This is a genomic window from Microbacterium sp. SORGH_AS_0428 (genome assembly GCF_031453615.1).
Taxonomy (GTDB): domain Bacteria; phylum Actinomycetota; class Actinomycetes; order Actinomycetales; family Microbacteriaceae; genus Microbacterium.
On the sequence record NZ_JAVIZT010000001.1, the window covers coordinates 22,139 to 40,458 of the forward strand.

Genomic DNA, 18,320 nt, shown 5'->3' on the forward strand with positions numbered 1-18,320 from the left:
CGCCCGGCCGCAATAGACTGCACGGGTGAGCCACCCCAACGAAGCGATCGACATCAAGCCGCGCAGCCGCGCTGTGACGGACGGCATTGAAGCCACCACCTCCCGAGGCATGCTGCGTGCCGTCGGCATGGGAGACGAGGACTGGGACAAGCCCCAGATCGGCATCGCCTCCAGCTGGAACGAGATCACCCCCTGCAACCTCAGTCTCGACCGGCTCGCCCAGGGCGCCAAGGAAGGCGTGCACGCCGGTGGGGGATACCCGCTGCAGTTCGGCACGATCTCGGTCTCGGACGGCATCTCGATGGGGCACGAGGGCATGCACTTCTCGCTCGTCAGCCGTGAGGTCATCGCCGACTCCGTCGAGACGGTCATGATGGCCGAGCGCCTGGACGGCAGCGTGCTGCTGGCCGGCTGCGACAAGTCCATCCCCGGCATGCTCATGGCCTCGGCCCGGCTGGACCTGTCGAGCGTCTTCCTCTACGCGGGTTCGATCGCGCCCGGCTGGGTCAAGCTCAGCGACGGGACCGAGAAGGACGTCACCATCATCGACTCCTTCGAGGCGGTCGGTGCGTGCCTCGCGGGCAAGATGAGCGAGGCCGACCTCAAGCGCATCGAATGCGCGATCGCGCCGGGTGAGGGAGCGTGCGGCGGCATGTACACCGCCAACACCATGGCCTCGGTCGCAGAGGCGCTCGGGCTCAGCCTCCCGGGCAGTGCGGCGCCGCCCTCCGCCGACCGCCGGCGCGACTACTTCGCGCACCGTTCGGGCGAGGCCGTCGTCAACCTGCTCAAGCTCGGCATCACGACCCGCGACATCCTGACCAAGGAGGCGTTCGAGAACGCGATCGCCCTCGCCATGGCGCTCGGCGGCTCGACGAACGTCGTGCTGCACCTGCTCGCGATCGCGCGCGAGGCCGACGTCGAGCTCTCGCTCCACGACTTCAACCGCATCGGCGACAAGGTGCCCCATGTCGCCGACATGAAGCCGTTCGGCCAGTACGTCATGAACGACGTCGACCGCCACGGCGGCATCCCGGTCATCATGAAGGCGATGCTCGATGAAGGACTGCTGCACGGTGATGCCCTGACGGTCACCGGCAAGACGCTCGCCGAGAACCTGCGCGAGCTCGACCCGGACCCCATCGACGGCACCGTGATCCACACCTTCGACAACCCGATCCACGCCACCGGCGGCATCACGATCCTGCACGGCTCGCTGGCGCCCGAGGGCGCGGTGGTCAAGACGGCCGGCTTCGACGCCGCCGTGTTCGAAGGACCCGCGCGCGTGTTCGAGCGCGAGCGCGCCGCGATGGACGCACTGGAGGCGGGGGAGATCCACGCCGGCGACGTCGTGGTCATCCGGTACGAGGGCCCGAAGGGCGGCCCGGGCATGCGCGAGATGCTCGCGGTGACCGCCGCCATCAAGGGCGCCGGCCTCGGAAAAGATGTACTACTCTTGACGGACGGACGATTCTCGGGCGGCACAACCGGCCTGTGCATCGGCCACGTAGCACCGGAGGCGGTGGACGCAGGTCCTATCGCTTTCGTGCGCGATGGTGATCTGATACGGGTCGATATCGCGGCTCGCTCTCTCGACCTACTCGTCGATGAGGCCGAGCTGAGCTCCCGCCGCTCTGGCTGGGAGCCGCTTCCCCCGCGCTATACCCGTGGCGTCCTGGCCAAGTACTCGAAGCTCGTGCGTTCGGCTGCCGAAGGCGCCGTCACCGGGTAACTTCGCCTCCGACATCCCGTCATCCCCACCCGAGGTAGTTCCCATGTCCTCAGACATCTCTGCGGCTATTCCCCGGCCGCCCGCCCGTGCGCAGTCCGCACCCGTAATCACGGGAGCGGAGGCCGTCGTGCGCTCGCTCGAACTCGTCGGCGTCACCGACGTGTTCGGACTCCCCGGCGGCGCGATCATGCCCGTCTACGACCCGCTCATGGACGATGAGGCCGTACGCCACATCCTCGTGCGCCACGAGCAGGGCGCCGGTCACGCCGCCGAGGGCTATGCCGCCGCATCCGGTCGCACCGGTGTCGCCATCGCGACATCCGGCCCCGGCGCGACGAACCTCGTCACCGCGATCGCGGACGCCTACATGGACTCCGTCCCGCTCGTGTGCATCACCGGTCAGGTCTTCTCGACGCTGATGGGCACGGACGCGTTCCAGGAAGCCGACATCGTGGGCATCACGATGCCGATCACGAAGCACTCGTTCCTGGTGAAGACGGCCGAGGAGATCCCCGGCGCGATCGCGGCCGCCTTCGAGATCGCGAGCACGGGGCGCCCCGGTCCGGTGCTCGTCGACATCACGAAGGACGCCCAGCAGGCGACGGCCCCCTTCATCTGGCCGCCCAAGGTCGAGTTGCCCGGTTACCGCCCGGTGACGAAGGCCCACGGCAAGCAGATCCAGGCCGCGGCCCAGCTGCTGTCCGAGGCCCGCAAGCCCGTGCTGTACGTCGGCGGCGGCGTGATCCGCTCGCACTCCTCCGACGAGCTGCGCGTGCTGGCCGAGGCGACGGGGGCTCCGGTCGTGACGACGCTCATGGCGCGAGGCGCGTTCCCGGACTCGCATCCGCAGAACCTCGGCATGCCCGGCATGCACGGCACGGTGCCCGCGGTGCTCGCACTGCAGGAAGCGGACCTCATCGTGGCGCTCGGCGCCCGCTTCGACGACCGCGTCACGGGCAAGGCATCGCTGTTCGCCCCCGGCGCGAAGGTCGTGCACGTCGACATCGACCCCGCGGAGATCTCGAAGATCCGCTTCGCCGATGTGCCGATCGTGGGCGATCTGAAGGAGGTGCTCGTCGACCTGGACGGCGCCTTCCGCCAGGCCATCGGCGACCAGCAGCCGGACATCACCGAGTGGTGGAGCTATCTCGACGGGCTCCGCGACGAGTTCCCGCTGGGCTATGCGCCCACGACCGACGGTCTGCTGTCGCCGCAGCAGGTCATCTCGCGCATCGGCGAGCTGAGCGGCCCTGAGGCGATCTACGCCGCCGGTGTCGGCCAGCACCAGATGTGGGCCGCCCAGTTCATCAAGTACGAGCGGCCCAACTCCTGGCTCAACTCCGGCGGCGCCGGCACCATGGGCTACGGGGTCCCTGCCGCCATGGGCGCGAAGGTCGCGGAGCCCGACCGCGTGGTGTGGGCGATCGACGGCGACGGCTGCTTCCAGATGACCAATCAGGAGCTCGCCACCTGCGTGATCAACGAGATCCCGATCAAGGTCGCGATCATCAACAACTCCTCGCTGGGCATGGTGCGCCAGTGGCAGACGCTGTTCTTCGACGGCCGCCACTCGAACACCGACCTCAACACCGGCCACGGCACCGCCCGCATCCCGGACTTCGTGAAGCTCGCCGATGCCTACGGCTGCCTCGCGATCCGCGTCGAGCGCGAGGACGAGATCGACGCCGCCATCACGCTCGCCCTCGAGACGAACGATCGCCCGGTGGTGATCGACTTCGTCGTCTCGGCCGACGCGATGGTGTGGCCCATGGTCCCGCAGGGAGTGAGCAACAGCTTCGTGCAGTACGCCCGCGACCACGCACCCGAGTTCGACAAGGAGGACTGACATGACTTCACACGTGCTGAGCCTCCTCGTCGAGGACAAGCCGGGTCTGCTGACCCGCGTGGCGGGCCTGTTCGCCCGACGCGGTTTCAACATCGAGTCGCTCGCCGTGGGCGTGACCGAGGTCCCCGGACTCTCGCGCATCACGGTCGTCGTCGACGTCGATCAACTCCCGCTCGAGCAGGTGACCAAGCAGCTGAACAAGCTGATCAACGTCATCAAGATCGTCGAGCTGGATGCGGCCGCCTCCGTGCAGCGTCAGCATGTGCTGGTGAAGGTGCGCGCCGACAACGCGAGCCGCTCCAACGTGCTCGAGGTCGTGAACCTGTTCCGCGGTTCCGTCGTCGACTACGCGCCGGACGCGCTGGTGGTCGAGATCACCGGCGACAAGGGCAAAGTGGACGCGTTCCTGCGCGCCCTCGAGCCCTTCGGCGTCAAAGAGATGGCGCAGTCCGGGCTGCTCGCGATCGGTCGCGGCGGCAAGAGCATCACCGAGCGCGTCCTGCGCGGATAACCCCTTTTCGCAAGCCGTTCACCGGTCGTTGAGCGAGCGCAGCGAGTCGAAACGCAACGACCGACACACGAAGGAGAAAACACACACCATGGCTGAGATCTTCTACGACGCCGACGCCGACCTCTCGATCATCCAGAGCAAGAAGGTCGCGATCGTGGGCTACGGCTCGCAGGGTCACGCCCACGCGCAGAACCTGCGCGACTCCGGCGTCGAGGTCGTCATCGCGCTGAAGGACGGCTCCAAGTCCGCCGCCAAGGCGCAGGAGGACGGCTTCGAGGTCAAGTCGGTCGCCGATGCCGCCGAGTGGGCGGATCTGATCATGATCCTCGCCCCCGACCAGCACCAGCGCTCCATCTACGCCGACAGCATCAAGGACAAGCTGACCGCGGGCAAGACCCTCGCCTTCGCGCACGGCTTCAACATCCGCTTCGGCTACATCGAGACGCCCGAGGGCGTCGACGTGATCCTCGTCGCCCCGAAGGCGCCGGGCCACACCGTTCGTCGCGAGTTCGTCGCGGGCCGCGGCATCCCGGACATCATCGCCGTCGAGCGCGACGAGACCGGCACCGCGTGGGCCACGGCGCTCTCGTACGCCAAGGCCATCGGCGGTACGCGCGCCGGTGTCATCAAGACGACCTTCACCGAGGAGACCGAGACCGACCTGTTCGGCGAGCAGGCCGTCCTGTGCGGTGGCATGAGCCACCTCGTGCAGTACGGTTTCGAGACGCTGACCGAGGCCGGCTACCAGCCCGAGATCGCCTACTTCGAGGTGCTGCACGAGCTGAAGCTCATCGTCGACCTCATGTGGGAGGGCGGCATCGCCAAGCAGCGCTGGTCGATCTCCGACACGGCCGAGTACGGGGACTACGTCTCCGGCCCACGCGTCATCGACCCCTCGGTCAAGGAGCACATGCAGGCCGTCCTCGCCGACATCCAGTCCGGCGCGTTCGCCAAGCGCTTCATCGACGACCAGGATGCCGGTGCTCCCGAGTTCCTCGCGCTGCGCGAGAAGGAGCAGGGCCACCCGATCGAGGCGACCGGCAAGAAGCTGCGCTCGCTCTTCTCGTGGCAGCAGCAGGACTCGGACTACACCGAGGGCTCTGCCGCTCGTTGATCCGCGCCTGAGCGCCTGAACACCTCGCCGTGCACCACGCGGCGGACCTGGCCCGGTCATCGCATCCCGAACACAGGATGCGGTGGCCGGGTCTTTTTCCGTGGGACCTTGGGCCCTGGGTAGTGGTCTGACCAATTCATAATCTGGTCCCATGACGCGCGGCGAATGACCGCGCAGAGTGGGAGTGTTCCGATGTCTGTCGTCATCGATGCCCTCGTCGACCGGGCCCAAGAAGCTCTGGCCGCGTACGCATCCTTCACCCAGGAGCAGATCGACCAGATCGTCCGCAAGGCGTCGGTCGCTGCCCTCAGCCACCACGCCGACCTCGCGGTGCTCGCCGTCGAAGAGACGCGTCGAGGCACGTTCGAGGACAAGGCCGTGAAGAACATGTTCGCGTGCGAACACGTCACGAACTCGATCATCAACCAGCGCACGGTCGGTGTGATCTCCACCGACGAGCTCACCGGTATCACCGAGATCGCCGACCCGGTCGGCGTCGTGTGCGCCCTCACGCCGGTGACGAACCCGACGTCCACGACGATCTTCAAGTCGCTCATCGCGCTGAAGACCCGCAACCCCATCGTGTTCGGGTTCCACCCGTCCGCTCAGCGCTCGTCCGTGGCCGCTGCGACGGTCGTGCGCGATGCGGCCGTCGCCGCGGGTGCGCCCGCCGACTGCATCCAGTGGATCGAGGAGCCGTCGATGGAGGCCTCGGGTGAGCTCATGAACCACCCCGGCGTCGCGCTCATCCTCGCCACCGGCGGCAACGCCATGGTCCGCGCGGCATACTCCTGCGGCAAGCCCGCCCTCGGCGTCGGCGCCGGCAACGTGCCCGCCTTCATCGAGCGCACGGCGAAGGTCGGTCGCGCGGTCAACGACATCGTGATCTCGAAGTCGTTCGACAACGGCATGGTCTGCGCCTCGGAGCAGGCCGTCATCCTCGATGCCCCGATCGCCAAGGAAGCACTCGCGGAGTTCGCACGCCTGCACGCCTACATGGCGACGCCGGCCGAGAAGCGCCTGCTGGAGGAGTTCATCTTCGGTGTGGCCGCCGACAGCGCCAACTGCGCCGACGCGAAGCTCAACGCATCCGTCGTCGGACAGTCGCCCGCCTGGATCGCTCAGCAGGCCGGCTTCGAGGTGCCCGCGGACACGTCGATCATCCTCGCCGAGGTCTCCGGTGTCGGACCGCACGAGCCCCTGACGCGCGAGAAGCTCGCGCCCGTGCTGGCCGTGCTCCACGCCCGCACCCCTCAGGAGGGCATCGACCTCGCCGAGCAGATGGTCGCCTTCGACGGCCTGGGCCACTCCGGCGCGATCCACAGCAACGACCCTGCGGTGATCGCCGACTTCGCCGACCGCGTGAAGGCCGTGCGCATCATCGAGAACGCCCCGTCGGCCCTCGGTGGCATCGGCGACATCTACAACGCGTTCATGCCGTCGCTGACCCTCGGCTGCGGCTCCTACGGTCACAACTCGGTCTCGAACAACGTCTCGGCGGTGAATCTGTTGAACATCAAGCGCGTCGGTCGGCGCAACAACAACCTGCAGTGGTTCAAGATCCCGGCGAAGACCTACTTCGAGCCGAACGCGCTGCGCTATCTGATCGACATGAAGCACATCGACCGGGTCACGATCGTCACCGACGCCACGATGACCAAGATGGGCTTCGTCGACCGGGTCGTCGACATCCTGCACCGCCGCCCGACGCCCGTGCACCTGCAGATCATCGACCGGGTGCTGCCCGAGCCCACCGTGGCGAGCGTGCAGGCCGGAGCCGCGCAGATGCGCGAGTTCCAGCCCGACACGATCATCGCGCTCGGCGGCGGCTCGCCCATGGATGCGGCGAAGGTCATGTGGCTGCTCTACGAGAACCCCGACGTGCAGTTCTCCGACATGCGGGAGAAGTTCTTCGACGTGCGCAAGCGCGCCTTCAAGTTCCCGGAGCTCGGTGCCAAGGCGAAGCTCGTCTGCGTGCCGACGACGTCGGGCACCGGAAGCGAGATGACGCCGTTCGCGGTGATCACCGACGAGACCACGGGCATGAAGTACCCGCTCGCGGACTACGCGCTCACGCCGTCGGTCGCCATCATCGACCCGACGCTGACCGCGGCGCTGCCGGCCTTCCTCGTGGCGGATGCGGGCTTCGACGCCCTCACCCACGCGACCGAGGCGTACGTGTCCGTCTACGCGAACGACTACACCGACGGTCTCGCGCTGCACGCGATCAAGCTGATCTTCGAGAACATCGTGCGCTCCACGCAGGCGCCCGCGGGTTCCAAGGACGCCGCTGACCTGCAGGCCCGCGAGAAGATGCACAACGCCGCATCCATCGCCGGCATGGCCTTCGGCAACGCATTCCTCGGGATCGTGCACGCCATGGCACACGTGACCGGTTCGAAGTTCCACCTCGTGCACGGCCGCACCAACGCGATCTACCTGCCGCACGCGATCCGCTACAACGGCCGCGTTCCCAGCAAGGTCACGAGCTGGCCGAAGTATGAGCGCTACATCGCACCGGAGCGCTACCAGGAGATCGCCAAGCACCTGGGACTGAAGGCGGACACCCCGGAACAGGGTGTGGAGAGCTACGCCCGCGCGGTCGAGAAGCTGCGTGACGCCGTCGGCATCGAGCGCTCGTTCCAGGCGCAGGGTGTCGCGGAGGGCGACTTCATCGGCCGCCTCGACGAGCTCGCCATGGCCGCCTACGGCGACCAGTGCGCTCCGGCCAACCCGCGTCTGCCGCTGCTCGCGGACATGCGCACCCTCATGGAGGCCGCCTACTACGGCACCTCGTTCGACGAAGTGCGCGCTGCTCGTGCGCACGCCGAAGCTGCGGCGGATGCGGCGACTGAGCCCGCCCGTCCGACGCAGGACGCCTGAATCCCCTTCTGGGCGTCCGGGCCCCGGGATCCTTGTGATCCCGGGGCCTTCGCCCTGCCAGGAGGTAGGGTCGAGGCATGGTTTCGCGTGACGACGACGCTCTCAGCTGGGACGGCGACGACGACCCGACGCTCGCCCCGCAGGTGGCGCCCCGCCGGGCCGCATCCGCCCCGCAGGAGCGGGCGGACGTGACGCCTGCGACGCGTCTGGACGCCGAGACGGAGGCGGTTCCCGCATCCGCCTCCGCCGACTCCGAGCCCGCGCCGATGAGCAACGTCGCGCTCGTGACGCTCGGTGTGTTCGGCGGCGTCTACCTGCTGCTCGCCGTCGGGTGGTTCATCGGCGGGTCGCGGCTGCAGTTCGTCGCACAGCTGTTCCTCAACCCCGCCGCGCACATCGCGGCGTGGATCCTGGCGATCGCGGCCCCCGCCGTCTGGTTCGCGACCACGATGGTGCTGACGCGCTCCCGGCCGATGTGGCTGCGGATCGTGGCCCTGGTCGTCGGTGCGGTGGTGCTGCTGCCGTGGCCGTTCCTCATGACGGGAGTGGGAGCATGAGCGCCACGACGCCCGCGCGCCGCGTCGCGCTGCCGGTCTGGCTCATCGTCACGATCGCCGGCTTCGCCGCCCTCTTCTTCGCTTTCGCGCTCTGGACGGCGCTCGGATTCCTGTTCCAGCAGGCCGGGGGAGACGCCGGGCTCACCGGGTACGGCTGGTTCGTGCTGCTGCTGCCCGTACTGTTCCCGATCCTCGTGTTCGCCGGCTGCTTCGCCCTCGCGCTGGCGGCGCAAGGCGGGGCCCTTCGCGCTTCTGCTCCTGCTCGGCCTGTGCCTGGTCGCCGTCTTCTGGCTCGACATCTTCGCCTACGCGTCGGTCACCCCCGCGCTCTACAACACCTGAGATCCGAAGGCCCAACGTCCTGTCACACGGTCGGGGGCGGGGTGGCCGGGGCAGTAGGCTGGCATCACTGCGCGGCCGGCCCGCCCGGGACGCGCTTCCACCCGCCTCGCGCCGTCGTGCTCTGCACGCGGTCCCGCATGTGTCAAAGGACATCCGCTGTGACCAAGCCCGTCGTCCTCATCGCTGAAGAGCTCTCTCCCGCCACGATCGACGCCCTCGGGCCCGACTTCGACGTTCGCCACGTCGACGGAGCGGACCGTGCAGCTCTGATCCCCGCCCTCGCGGACGCGCACGCCGTTCTCGTGCGCTCGGCGACGCGGATGGATGCGGAGGCCATCGCCGCCGCGCCGGCGCTGAAGGTCATCGCCCGCGCCGGCGTCGGACTCGACAACGTCGACATCAAGGCGGCGACGACCGCCGGCGTCATGGTCGTCAATGCGCCGACCTCGAACATCATCTCCGCGGCGGAGCTCACGGTCGGACACATCCTGAGCCTCGCGCGCCGCATCCCGGCCGCGCACGCGTCCCTCTCGTCCGGCGCGTGGAAGCGCAGCTCGTTCACCGGCACCGAGCTCTTCGAGAAGGCCGTGGGCATCATCGGCCTCGGCCGCATCGGCGCGCTGATCGCCGCCCGCCTGCAGGCGTTCGACATGCGTGTCGTCGCCTACGACCCCTATGTCACGAGCGCCCGTGCCCAGCAGCTGGGCGTCGAGCTCCTCACGCTCGACGAACTTCTCGAGCAGAGCGACTTCATCACCATCCACATGCCCAAGACGCCCGAGACCACGGGCATGATCAGCACCGAGCAGCTGCGTCGCATGAAGCCGACCGCGTTCGTGGTGAACGTCGCCCGCGGCGGGCTGATCGACGAGGCCGCCCTGGCCGACGCGCTGATCTCCGGTGAGATCGCGGGCGCGGGGCTGGACGTGTTCTCGAGCGAGCCGCCCGCTGCCGACAGCGACGCCGCCCGCCTGCTCTCGCTGCCGAACGTGGTCGTGACCCCCCACCTCGGCGCATCGACCGACGAGGCTCAGGAGAAGGCCGGCGTCTCTGTCGCCAAGTCCGTGCGGCTGGCGCTGTCGGGCGAGCTCGTCCCGGATGCGGTCAACGTCGCCGGCGGCGTCATCGACCCCTACGTCCGCCCGGGCATCGCGCTCGTCGAGAAGCTCGGTCAGATCTTCTCCGCGCTGGCCGTCTCGCCCGTCACGAGCATCGACGTCGAGGTGCACGGCGAGCTCAAGGACTACGACGTCAGCGTGCTGAAGCTCGCCGCCCTCAAGGGTGTGTTCACGAACATCGTCAGCGAGTCGGTGTCGTACGTGAACGCGCCGCTGCTGGCCGACCAGCGCGGCATCGAGGTGCGGCTCATCGTCGACGGCGTGAGCGAGGAGTACCGCAACGTCATCACCGTCGCGGGCGCCCTGTCCGACGGCTCGCAGCTCTCGGTGTCGGGCACGCTGACCGGCACGAAGCAGATCGAGAAGATCGTCGCCATCAACGGCCACGCCCTCGAGCTGCCGATCGAGAAGCACCACATCGTGATGCAATACACCGATCGCCCCGGAATCGTCGCCGTCTACGGTCAGCGCTTCGGAGAAGCCGGCATCAACATCGCCGGCATGCAGATCGCCCGCCGCGCGGCCGGCGGACAGGCCCTGTCCGTGCTGACTGTCGATTCGCCCGTGCCCGACGAGCTGCTCGCCGAGGTGGGCTCCGCCATCCAGGCCGACCTGTTCCGCCAGATCGAGATCACCGAGTCCTGAGGCGCGTCGCTCGCGGCGCGGCGGCGCTTCGTCTCGCCGCGCCGAGTCGAAACGTCTGGAGGTCGGGTCAGCCGCGCGCGGCGCGGGTGACGATCTCGACCAGGGCGTCCATCGCGGCGCCCGTCGGAGTGGGGCCGGCGACGCCGTCGCCCTCGAGGGCGTTGTTGAAGTACAGGCCGTCGCTCACGAGCATCACGAGATCCAGGGCCGCCTCGCTCGCCACGTGCGTGCGCAGCGCCTCGGCCCAGCGGTCCCTGATGGCGCGCAGCGCCGCTCCGGCGGCGGTGTGCCCGCCCTGGGCGAGCCGCGAGACGGCGACGAGCGCGCGATCCAGCGCGTCATCGCTCATCGCGGACGTGCGCACGAAATAGGCGACAGGACCTTCCGCGGACGCCGACATGCGATCCAGGTCCTCGTCGACGAGCACGTGGAGGCGTTCGAGCAGACCGGCCTCCAAAGCGTCCTTCGACCCGAAGTGGTAGAGCAGGCCGCCCTTGGACACCCCGGCGGCCCGCGCCGTCGCATCCATCGTCGCCGCGCGTTCGCCCTCGGTGACGAGAAGTCTCTCGAAGGCGTCGAGCACCAGCTCACGGGCGCGCGGGGGTCGACTCATGGTCTCGATCGTACTGACGGAGGACGTGTCATCTCTGTTACTATACCAGCCGGACGGTATAGAAACATATGAACACACTCACTCAAGACATCGCCATCGCCGAGGCCGAGGGGCGCCGCGTCGGATGGCGCGGCTGGGCGGCGCTCGTCGTCCTCATGCTCCCCGTGCTGCTGGTCGCGGTCGACAACACCGTGCTGAGCTTCGCGCTCCCCGAGATCGCCCTGCAGCTGCAGCCCACCAGTACGCAGCAGCTCTGGATCATCGACGTGTATCCGCTCGTGCTGGCGGGATCCCTCGTGACGATGGGCACGCTCGGCGACCGCTTCGGACGTCGTCGGATGCTGCTGATCGGCGCCACGGGCTTCGCCGCCGTCTCCGCCCTCGGAGCGTTCGCGCCCAGCGCCGAGCTGCTGATCGTGGCCCGTGCCGTCATGGGCGTCTTCGGCGCGATGCTGATGCCCTCCACGCTGTCGCTGCTGCGGAGCATCTTCACCGACCGCAACCAGCGCCGGCTGGCGATCGCCGTCTGGGCGGCCATGTTCTCGGCGGGCGCGGCGCTCGGTCCCGTCGTGGGCGGGTTCCTCCTCGAGCACTTCGCCTGGGGATCCGTGTTCCTGATGGCCGTGCCCGTGCTCATCCCGCTGCTGGTGCTCGCGCCGATCCTGGTGCCGGAGAGCCGCGACCCGAACCCCGGCCGCGTGGACCCGGTGAGCATCGTGCTCTCCATGGCGACCATGGTGCCCATCGTCTACGCGATCAAGGAAGCCGCGGCACACGGCCCGAGCCCGCTCGTCGCCGCACTGCTCGTCGCCGGCGTCGGGTTCGGTGTGCTCTTCGTGCGCCGGCAGCGCCGCTCCGAGACGCCGATGCTGGATGTGCGCCTGTTCGCTCGCGGCGCCTTCAGCGGTGCGCTGCTCGTCAACCTGCTGAGCGTGCTCGCGCTGGTCGGCTTCATCTACTTCGTCTCGCAGCACCTGCAGCTCATCGTCGGTCTCTCGCCGATGACCGCAGGGCTGGCGCTCGTGCCCGGTCTCGCGCTCATGATCGTCGCGGGACTCGCGGTCGTCCCGGTCGCAAAGCGCGTCTCGCCACGCGTGGTCATCCCCGTGGCCCTGGTGTTCTCGTTCGCGGGATATGTCATGGTCGCGCTGTCCACGGACCCGGGCTCGGTGGCGCTGCTGGTGGTCGCCTTCATGGTGCTCGGCATCGGGATCGGCGCCGCGGAGACCGTCTCGAACGAGCTCGTGCTCGCCAGCGCCCCGCCGGCGAAGGCGGGAGCTGCCAGCGCCGTCTCCGAGACGGCGTACGAGGTGGGCGCCGTGCTGGGAACATCACTGCTCGGAGGGCTGCTCACCGCGCTCTACCGTGCGAACCTCGTCGTGCCGCAGGGGGTGCCCGCGGACGTCGCCGATGCGGCGCGCGAGACGCTGGCGGGCGCCGTGAGCGCCGCGAATGAGCTCGCCCCCGAGACCGGCGCCGCGCTTCGGGATGCGGCAGCGCACGCCTTCGACGCCGGTGTCGGCGTCACCTCGCTCATCGGCGCGGGTCTCGTCGTCGTGGCAGCGGTCATCGCCGCCACTACGCTGGGATCATCCCGCAACTCGCCGCGGCGGTGATGCCCGCGGCATCCTGAGACAGGAGTGCCATGTCGCGCGTCGTGAAGCTCGCCGTCATCCCCGGTGACGGAATCGGTCCGGAGGTCGTCGCCGAAGCCGACAAGGTTCTCGAAGCGGTGGCCGCCGGCACCGACGTCACGTTCGAGCGCACCTGGTTCTCGCTCGGTGCCGCGCGCTTTCTCGAGACCGGCGACACCCTCACCGACGATGACCTGGCCGCGATCGCCTCTCACGACGCGATCCTGCTCGGCGCCGTCGGGGGAGTGCCCGGCGACCCGCGCTTGAAGAACGCGAACATCGAGCGCGGCCTGCTCCTCAAGCTGCGTTTCGCGCTCGATCACTACGTGAACCTGCGTCCGTCGAAGCTCTACCCCGGTGCGAGCGGTCCGCTGGCCGACCCGGGCGAGATCGACTTCGTCGTGGTGCGCGAGGGGACGGAGGGCCCGTACGTCGGCAACGGTGGCGCGATCCGCGTCGGCACCCCGCACGAGGTCGCGAACGAGACCTCCGTAAACACGGCGTTCGGCGTCGAGCGTGTGGTGCGCTTCGCGTTCGCCGAGGCCGAGCGTCGCCGCAAGAAGCTCACCCTCGTGCACAAGACCAACGTCCTCGTGCACGCCGGCGGCATCTGGAAGCGGATCGTCGATGAGGTGGCGACCGAGCACCCCGACGTCGCCGTAGACTATCTGCACGTCGATGCGGCCACGATCTTCCTGGTCACGAACCCCAGCCGCTTCGACGTGATCGTCACCGACAACCTCTTCGGTGACATCCTGACCGACCTGGCAGGTGCCGTCACCGGTGGCATCGGCCTCGCCGCATCCGGGAACATCAATCCCGACGGCGACTTCCCGTCGATGTTCGAGCCCGTTCACGGTTCGGCTCCCGACATCGCGGGCCAGCAGAAGGCCGACCCCACGGCCGCGATCCTCTCGGTCGCTCTCCTGCTGAATCATCTCGGACTGCGCGATGACGCCGACCGCCTCACCCGCGCGGTCGAGGCCGACATCGCCGATCGTTCCGATTCGGTCCGCACCACAGCACAGATCGGCGACGCGATCATCGCGCGGCTCCAGGCGTAACCTGGAGCCCGCAGCCGTCGCCCGTGACCGCGCCGCCAGGCGCAGATGAAGCGAGATCCTCATGACACTCCTCGACACCGATCCCGACCAGGGCCTCGCACCGCTCGAGTTCGCCGTCACCCGCAACCTCGCCGCCCGCGGCGCCGCGGAGCGCGAGCAGATCCTCGAGAACCCCGGCTTCGGCACGGCCTTCACCGACCACATGGTCGACATCTGCTGGTCGATGCGCGGCGGCTGGCACCGTCCCCGCGTGCAGCCCTACGGCCCCATCTCGCTGGATCCGGCCGCGGCAGTCCTGCACTACGGTCAGGAGATCTTCGAGGGCATCAAGGCCTACCGTCACGCCGACGGCTCGATCCACACGTTCCGCCCCGACCAGAACGGCCGTCGTCTGCAGCGTTCGGCGCGGCGGCTCGCGCTGCCGGAGCTGCCGGTGTCGTACTTCGTGCAGTCGCTGCGCGAGTTGATCAAGGTGGATGCGGCCTGGGTGCCCTCCGGCGCGGACCAGAGCCTGTACCTGCGTCCCTTCATGTTCGCCAAGGAGGCGTTCCTGGGCGTGCGTCCCGCGCAGAAGGTCGCGTACTACCTGATCGCGAGCCCCGCGGGCGCCTACTTCAAGGGCGGCGTGCAGCCGGTGTCGATCTGGCTGAGCGAGGACTACTCGCGCGCAGGCAAGGGCGGCACGGGAGCGGCGAAGACGGGCGGCAACTACGCCGCGAGCCTCTTGCCGCAGTCCGAGGCGTACGAGAACGAGTGCGACCAGGTCGTCTTCCTCGACCAGGACGGCAATGTCGAAGAGCTCGGCGGCATGAACATCGTGTTCGTCAAGAAGGACGGCACGCTCGTGACCCCGCAGTCCGACTCGATCCTCGAGGGCATCACCCGCGACTCGATCCTCCAGCTCGCGATCGACCGCGGCCACAAGGTCGAGGGGCGCGCCGTGTCGCTGGCCGAGTGGCGCGACGGCGTCGCCTCGGGTGACATCGTCGAGGTGTTCGCCTGCGGCACGGCCGCGGTGGTCACACCGATCGGCCAGCTCAAGGGCAAGAACTTCTTCGACGAGCAGCCGACCGGCTCGCTCGCGCTGTCGCTGCGCGAGGAACTGACCGACATCCAGTACGGACGTCGCGAAGACACCCACAACTGGCTCGTCCGCCTCGACGCCTGAGCCCGTGGCGGGGCGTCCTGGATAGGCTGAACGGGTGAAGATCGCTCGTTTCAGCCACCAGGACGCCATCGCCTACGGAATCGTCGACGACGACGAGCTCGTGCAGCTCGCCGGGGACCCGATGTTCGCCGGGTTCGAGCCCACGGGCAAGCGCATCCCGATCGCGGATGTGGCGCTGCTGGCGCCGGTGATCCCGCGATCCAAGGTCGTGGCGATCGGACGTAACTACCGCGCCCACGCAGAAGAGCTCGGCAACGACGTGCCCGCCGAGCCGCTGATGTTCCTCAAGCCCAACACCGCGGTGATCGGTCCCGGCGATGTCATCGTGCGCCCCACGCAGTCCGAGCGGGTCGACTTCGAGGGCGAGCTGGTCGTGGTGATCGGTCGCATCGCGAAGAACGTGCCGGTCGAGAAGGCACTCGACGTCGTGTTCGGGTACACGGTCGGCAACGATGTGACCGCCCGCGACCTCCAGCGCAGCGACGGCCAGTGGTCGCGCGCCAAGGGCTTCGACACCTTCTGCCCGCTCGGACCCGTCATCGAGACGGAGTTCGATCCCGCATCCGCCGCGCGCGTCGTGACCCGCGTCAACGGCGACGAGCGCCAGTCGGCGCCACTCACCGATCTGATGTTCCCGATCGCCGAGCTGATCGCGTACGCGTCGTCGGTGTTCACGCTGCTTCCCGGCGACGTCATCATGACCGGGACCCCCGCCGGCGTCGGCCCGCTCGTGGCCGGCGACGAGGTCGAGGTCGAGGTCGAGGGGATCGGGGTCCTGCGCAACACCGTGCGCGATGCCTGAGATCACCGAGTCGCTGCCGGATGCGGCGGAGCTGACCCGCATCCGGCGCCGCACGCTGTGGCTGCTCTCGTCCGGGCAGATCCTCGGCGGCATCGCCTTCGGTGCGACGATCTCGCTCGGCGCGATCCTCGCCACCGAGCTGTCCGGTGACGAGGCGTTCTCCGGCTGGGCGACGGCGGCGGTGACGCTCGGCGCTGCCGCGTTCGCCATCCCCCTCGCGGCGCTCGCGCGTCGAAGCGGGCGCCGTCCGGCGCTCGCGGTCGGCCTGTCGGTGGCGCTTGGCGGCGTGCTGCTGGTCATCGGGGCGGTGGCGGCCGCATCCTTCCCGCTGCTGCTGACGGGTGTCGTGCTGATCGGTGCCGGGCAGGCGGCGAACCTGCAGTCACGGTTCGCGGCCGCCGACCTCGCGACGGACGCGTCGCGCGGTCGCGACATCTCGGTCGTGGTGTGGGCGACGACGGTCGGAGCGGTCCTGGGCCCGAACCTGGTCGGACCCGGGCAGGTGCTCGGCGACCTCGTGGGCATGCCCCCGCTGACCGGTCCCTATCTGTTAACGATCGTCGCCCAGGTGCTCGCCGTCATTCTTTACGTCGCCGCTCTGCGCCCGGATCCGCTCGTGCTGGCGCAACGCCTGGTCGCCAGGGATGCGGCGGGCACGGGTCCTCGCATCGCCCGAGCCGACCGGCCCGTGGCCGCGCGGTACGCGATCCTCGCGATCGCCGCCTCGCACGGCACGATGGTCGCCGTCATGGCGATGACCCCCGTGCACCTGGTGCATCACGGGGCGAGCCTCACGATCGTGGGGCTCACCATCAGCCTGCACATCGCCGGGATGTACGCCCTGTCGCCGGTGTTCGGCATCCTGGCCGACCGGATCGGCCGGGTGGCCACGGTTCTCGTCGGACAGGGGCTGCTCGCCGCATCCCTCCTGGTGTCGGGACTGGGGCAGAACTCGAACGCCGCGGTGACCGTCGGCCTCGTGCTGCTGGGACTCGGCTGGAGCGCGTCGACCGTGGCGGGCGCAGCGCTGCTCGTGGAGACCAGCAGCGAGGCGATGCGCACCCGCCGGCAGGGCCGCAGCGATCTCGCGATGAACCTCGTGGGGGCGGCCGGCGCGATCCTCGCCGGACTCATTCTCGGCTGGATCGGATTCGGTGGCCTGGCGTTCGTGACCCTCGCACTCGTGGTTCTCGTGGTGGCGGCTTCTCCGCTCGCGCGGTCGAGACGCGGCCCGGCTTAGCGCAGGGCGCGCACCGCGCGGTCGACGTCGTCCTGGTCGTTGAAGACGTGGAACGCGAGACGCGCGCGACCCGCGCGTCCGGAGGCGGTGATGCCGGCGGCCTGCAGACGTGCGAGGTCGGAGGCGTCCGGGTCGGGCCACGTCACGATCGCACTCGGCGTGGCGGGTGAGGGAAGACCCATCCCGGTGAGGAAGCGCGTCGCGAGAGCCGTCGCGTGCCGGTGGATCGCCGCCATGTCGGCGTGCGCGAAGAGACCGAGTGCGGGTTCGGCCCCCACGAAGGCCTGCCAGGCGGGGGAGACGTCGAAGCGCCGTGCGTCCGACGCCAGCGCCGCGGCGTCGCCATAGCAGGACTGCCAGGGGTCGGCGCCCGCGTACCAGCCGGCGTGGAGCGGCGTGAGGGTCGCCGCGAACTCCTCGCTGAGGGCGAGGAAGGCGACGCCGCGCGGGGCGCACAGCCACTTGTATGCGTGGACGACGAACGCGTCGAACGCGGAGGCGTCGACCGGGAGCCAGCCGACGGCCTGCGTGCCATCGCACAGCGTGCGGGCGCCCACGGCGCGGGCGGCGGCGGTGATCGCGGTGTGATCGGCGACCTCGCCGGAGGCCGACTGCACGATCGAGAACGCCACGAGGGCGGTGTCGGGGCGAACCGCATCGGCGAGCTCTGCGAGCGGAGCGCAGCGCACGCGGAGGCCGCCGCGGTGCACGAACGGGAGGACGAGCGAGGAGAAGTCGCCGTCCGGCACGAGCACCTCGCTGCCCTCTGGCAGGGATGCGGCGATGAGGCTCACCAGGACCGAGGTCTGCGACCCGATCGCGAGACGATCCGGGCTCACCTGAAGAAGCCGGGCGGCGTGCGCGCGCGTCTGCTCGACGATGACGGAGTAGGCCCCCGCATCCGCACCGTGCGTGACCGAACGCACGAGGTCGGCGATGAGGGCATCGCGACTCGCGCGCGGCGGCAGGCCGCTCGTGCAGGCGGCGAGGTAGTCCCGACCGCCGTCGAAGGCCGCGCGGACGGCGGTCAGATCCAGCGGTGCGGTCATGC

Annotated in this window: 14 protein-coding genes; 12 read left to right on the plus strand and 2 right to left on the minus strand. The window is 69.3% G+C overall.

All coding sequences use genetic code 11. The features are described 5' to 3' along the window. The first annotated feature begins 25 nt into the window (after positions 1-25). From ilvD to serA, 7 genes are all read left to right on the plus strand, one after another. Positions 26-1,732: a dihydroxy-acid dehydratase gene (ilvD, locus tag QE374_RS00150; protein ID WP_309731158.1), complete on the plus strand. Its 1,707-nt coding sequence runs from the start codon at positions 26-28 to the stop codon at positions 1,730-1,732. Positions 1,733-1,775: 43 nt separating this feature from the next. Then, complete coding sequence (locus QE374_RS00155; protein WP_309731160.1) at positions 1,776-3,578, plus strand: acetolactate synthase large subunit; 1,803 nt, start codon at positions 1,776-1,778, stop codon at positions 3,576-3,578. Position 3,579: 1 nt separating this feature from the next. Then, on the plus strand, positions 3,580-4,089 hold the full coding sequence (gene ilvN, locus QE374_RS00160; protein ID WP_274285555.1) for an acetolactate synthase small subunit: 510 nt from the start codon (positions 3,580-3,582) through the stop codon (positions 4,087-4,089). Between the two features lie 88 nt (positions 4,090-4,177). After that, complete coding sequence (gene ilvC / locus QE374_RS00165; RefSeq protein WP_137417264.1) at positions 4,178-5,203, plus strand: ketol-acid reductoisomerase; 1,026 nt, start codon at positions 4,178-4,180, stop codon at positions 5,201-5,203. Positions 5,204-5,395: 192 nt separating this feature from the next. Further along, positions 5,396-8,086 (plus strand): bifunctional acetaldehyde-CoA/alcohol dehydrogenase, encoded by a 2,691-nt coding sequence (adhE, locus tag QE374_RS00170; protein ID WP_309731163.1) that lies wholly within the window; start codon positions 5,396-5,398, stop codon positions 8,084-8,086. A 77-nt stretch (positions 8,087-8,163) separates the two neighbouring features. Then, positions 8,164-8,643 (plus strand): DNA polymerase III subunit gamma/tau, encoded by a 480-nt coding sequence (locus QE374_RS00175; RefSeq protein WP_309731165.1) that lies wholly within the window; start codon positions 8,164-8,166, stop codon positions 8,641-8,643. Between the two features lie 500 nt (positions 8,644-9,143). Next, a complete protein-coding gene (gene serA, locus QE374_RS00180) occupies positions 9,144-10,748 on the plus strand; it encodes a phosphoglycerate dehydrogenase (RefSeq protein ID WP_309736543.1) in 1,605 nt (534 codons plus the stop codon). Between the two features lie 67 nt (positions 10,749-10,815). On the opposite strand, the gene QE374_RS00185 is transcribed toward serA, so the two are convergent. After that, positions 10,816-11,361, minus strand: a complete 546-nt coding sequence (locus QE374_RS00185; protein ID WP_309731168.1) for a helix-turn-helix domain-containing protein — start codon at positions 11,359-11,361, stop codon at positions 10,816-10,818. Positions 11,362-11,429: 68 nt separating this feature from the next. On the opposite strand from QE374_RS00185, the gene QE374_RS00190 reads away from it, so the two are divergent. The 5 genes from QE374_RS00190 to QE374_RS00210 all read left to right on the plus strand — a co-directional run bounded on the left by QE374_RS00190 (position 11,430) and on the right by QE374_RS00210 (position 17,269). Beyond that, entirely contained in the window at positions 11,430-12,977 is a 1,548-nt protein-coding gene (locus QE374_RS00190) for an MFS transporter (RefSeq protein ID WP_309731170.1), read from the plus strand. Between the two features lie 29 nt (positions 12,978-13,006). Beyond that, complete coding sequence (locus QE374_RS00195; RefSeq protein WP_309731172.1) at positions 13,007-14,059, plus strand: 3-isopropylmalate dehydrogenase; 1,053 nt, start codon at positions 13,007-13,009, stop codon at positions 14,057-14,059. Between the two features lie 61 nt (positions 14,060-14,120). Beyond that, the gene (locus QE374_RS00200; RefSeq protein ID WP_234075240.1) at positions 14,121-15,227 is read left to right on the plus strand and encodes a branched-chain amino acid aminotransferase; all 1,107 of its coding nucleotides are present in this window, start codon (positions 14,121-14,123) and stop codon (positions 15,225-15,227) included. 34 nt (positions 15,228-15,261) lie between these two features. Beyond that, positions 15,262-16,029: a fumarylacetoacetate hydrolase family protein gene (locus QE374_RS00205; RefSeq protein ID WP_274285546.1), complete on the plus strand. Its 768-nt coding sequence runs from the start codon at positions 15,262-15,264 to the stop codon at positions 16,027-16,029. Further along, positions 16,022-17,269, plus strand: a complete 1,248-nt coding sequence (locus tag QE374_RS00210) for an MFS transporter (protein WP_309731174.1) — start codon at positions 16,022-16,024, stop codon at positions 17,267-17,269. The genes QE374_RS00205 and QE374_RS00210 overlap by 8 nt, the downstream gene beginning before the upstream one ends. Here the strand turns inward: QE374_RS00210 and QE374_RS00215 are convergent. Further along, the gene (locus tag QE374_RS00215; RefSeq protein ID WP_309731175.1) at positions 17,266-18,318 is read right to left on the minus strand and encodes an aminotransferase class V-fold PLP-dependent enzyme; all 1,053 of its coding nucleotides are present in this window, start codon (positions 18,316-18,318) and stop codon (positions 17,266-17,268) included. The two genes, QE374_RS00210 and QE374_RS00215, sit on opposite strands and share 4 nt — an antisense overlap. Positions 18,319-18,320: the final 2 nt, after the last annotated feature.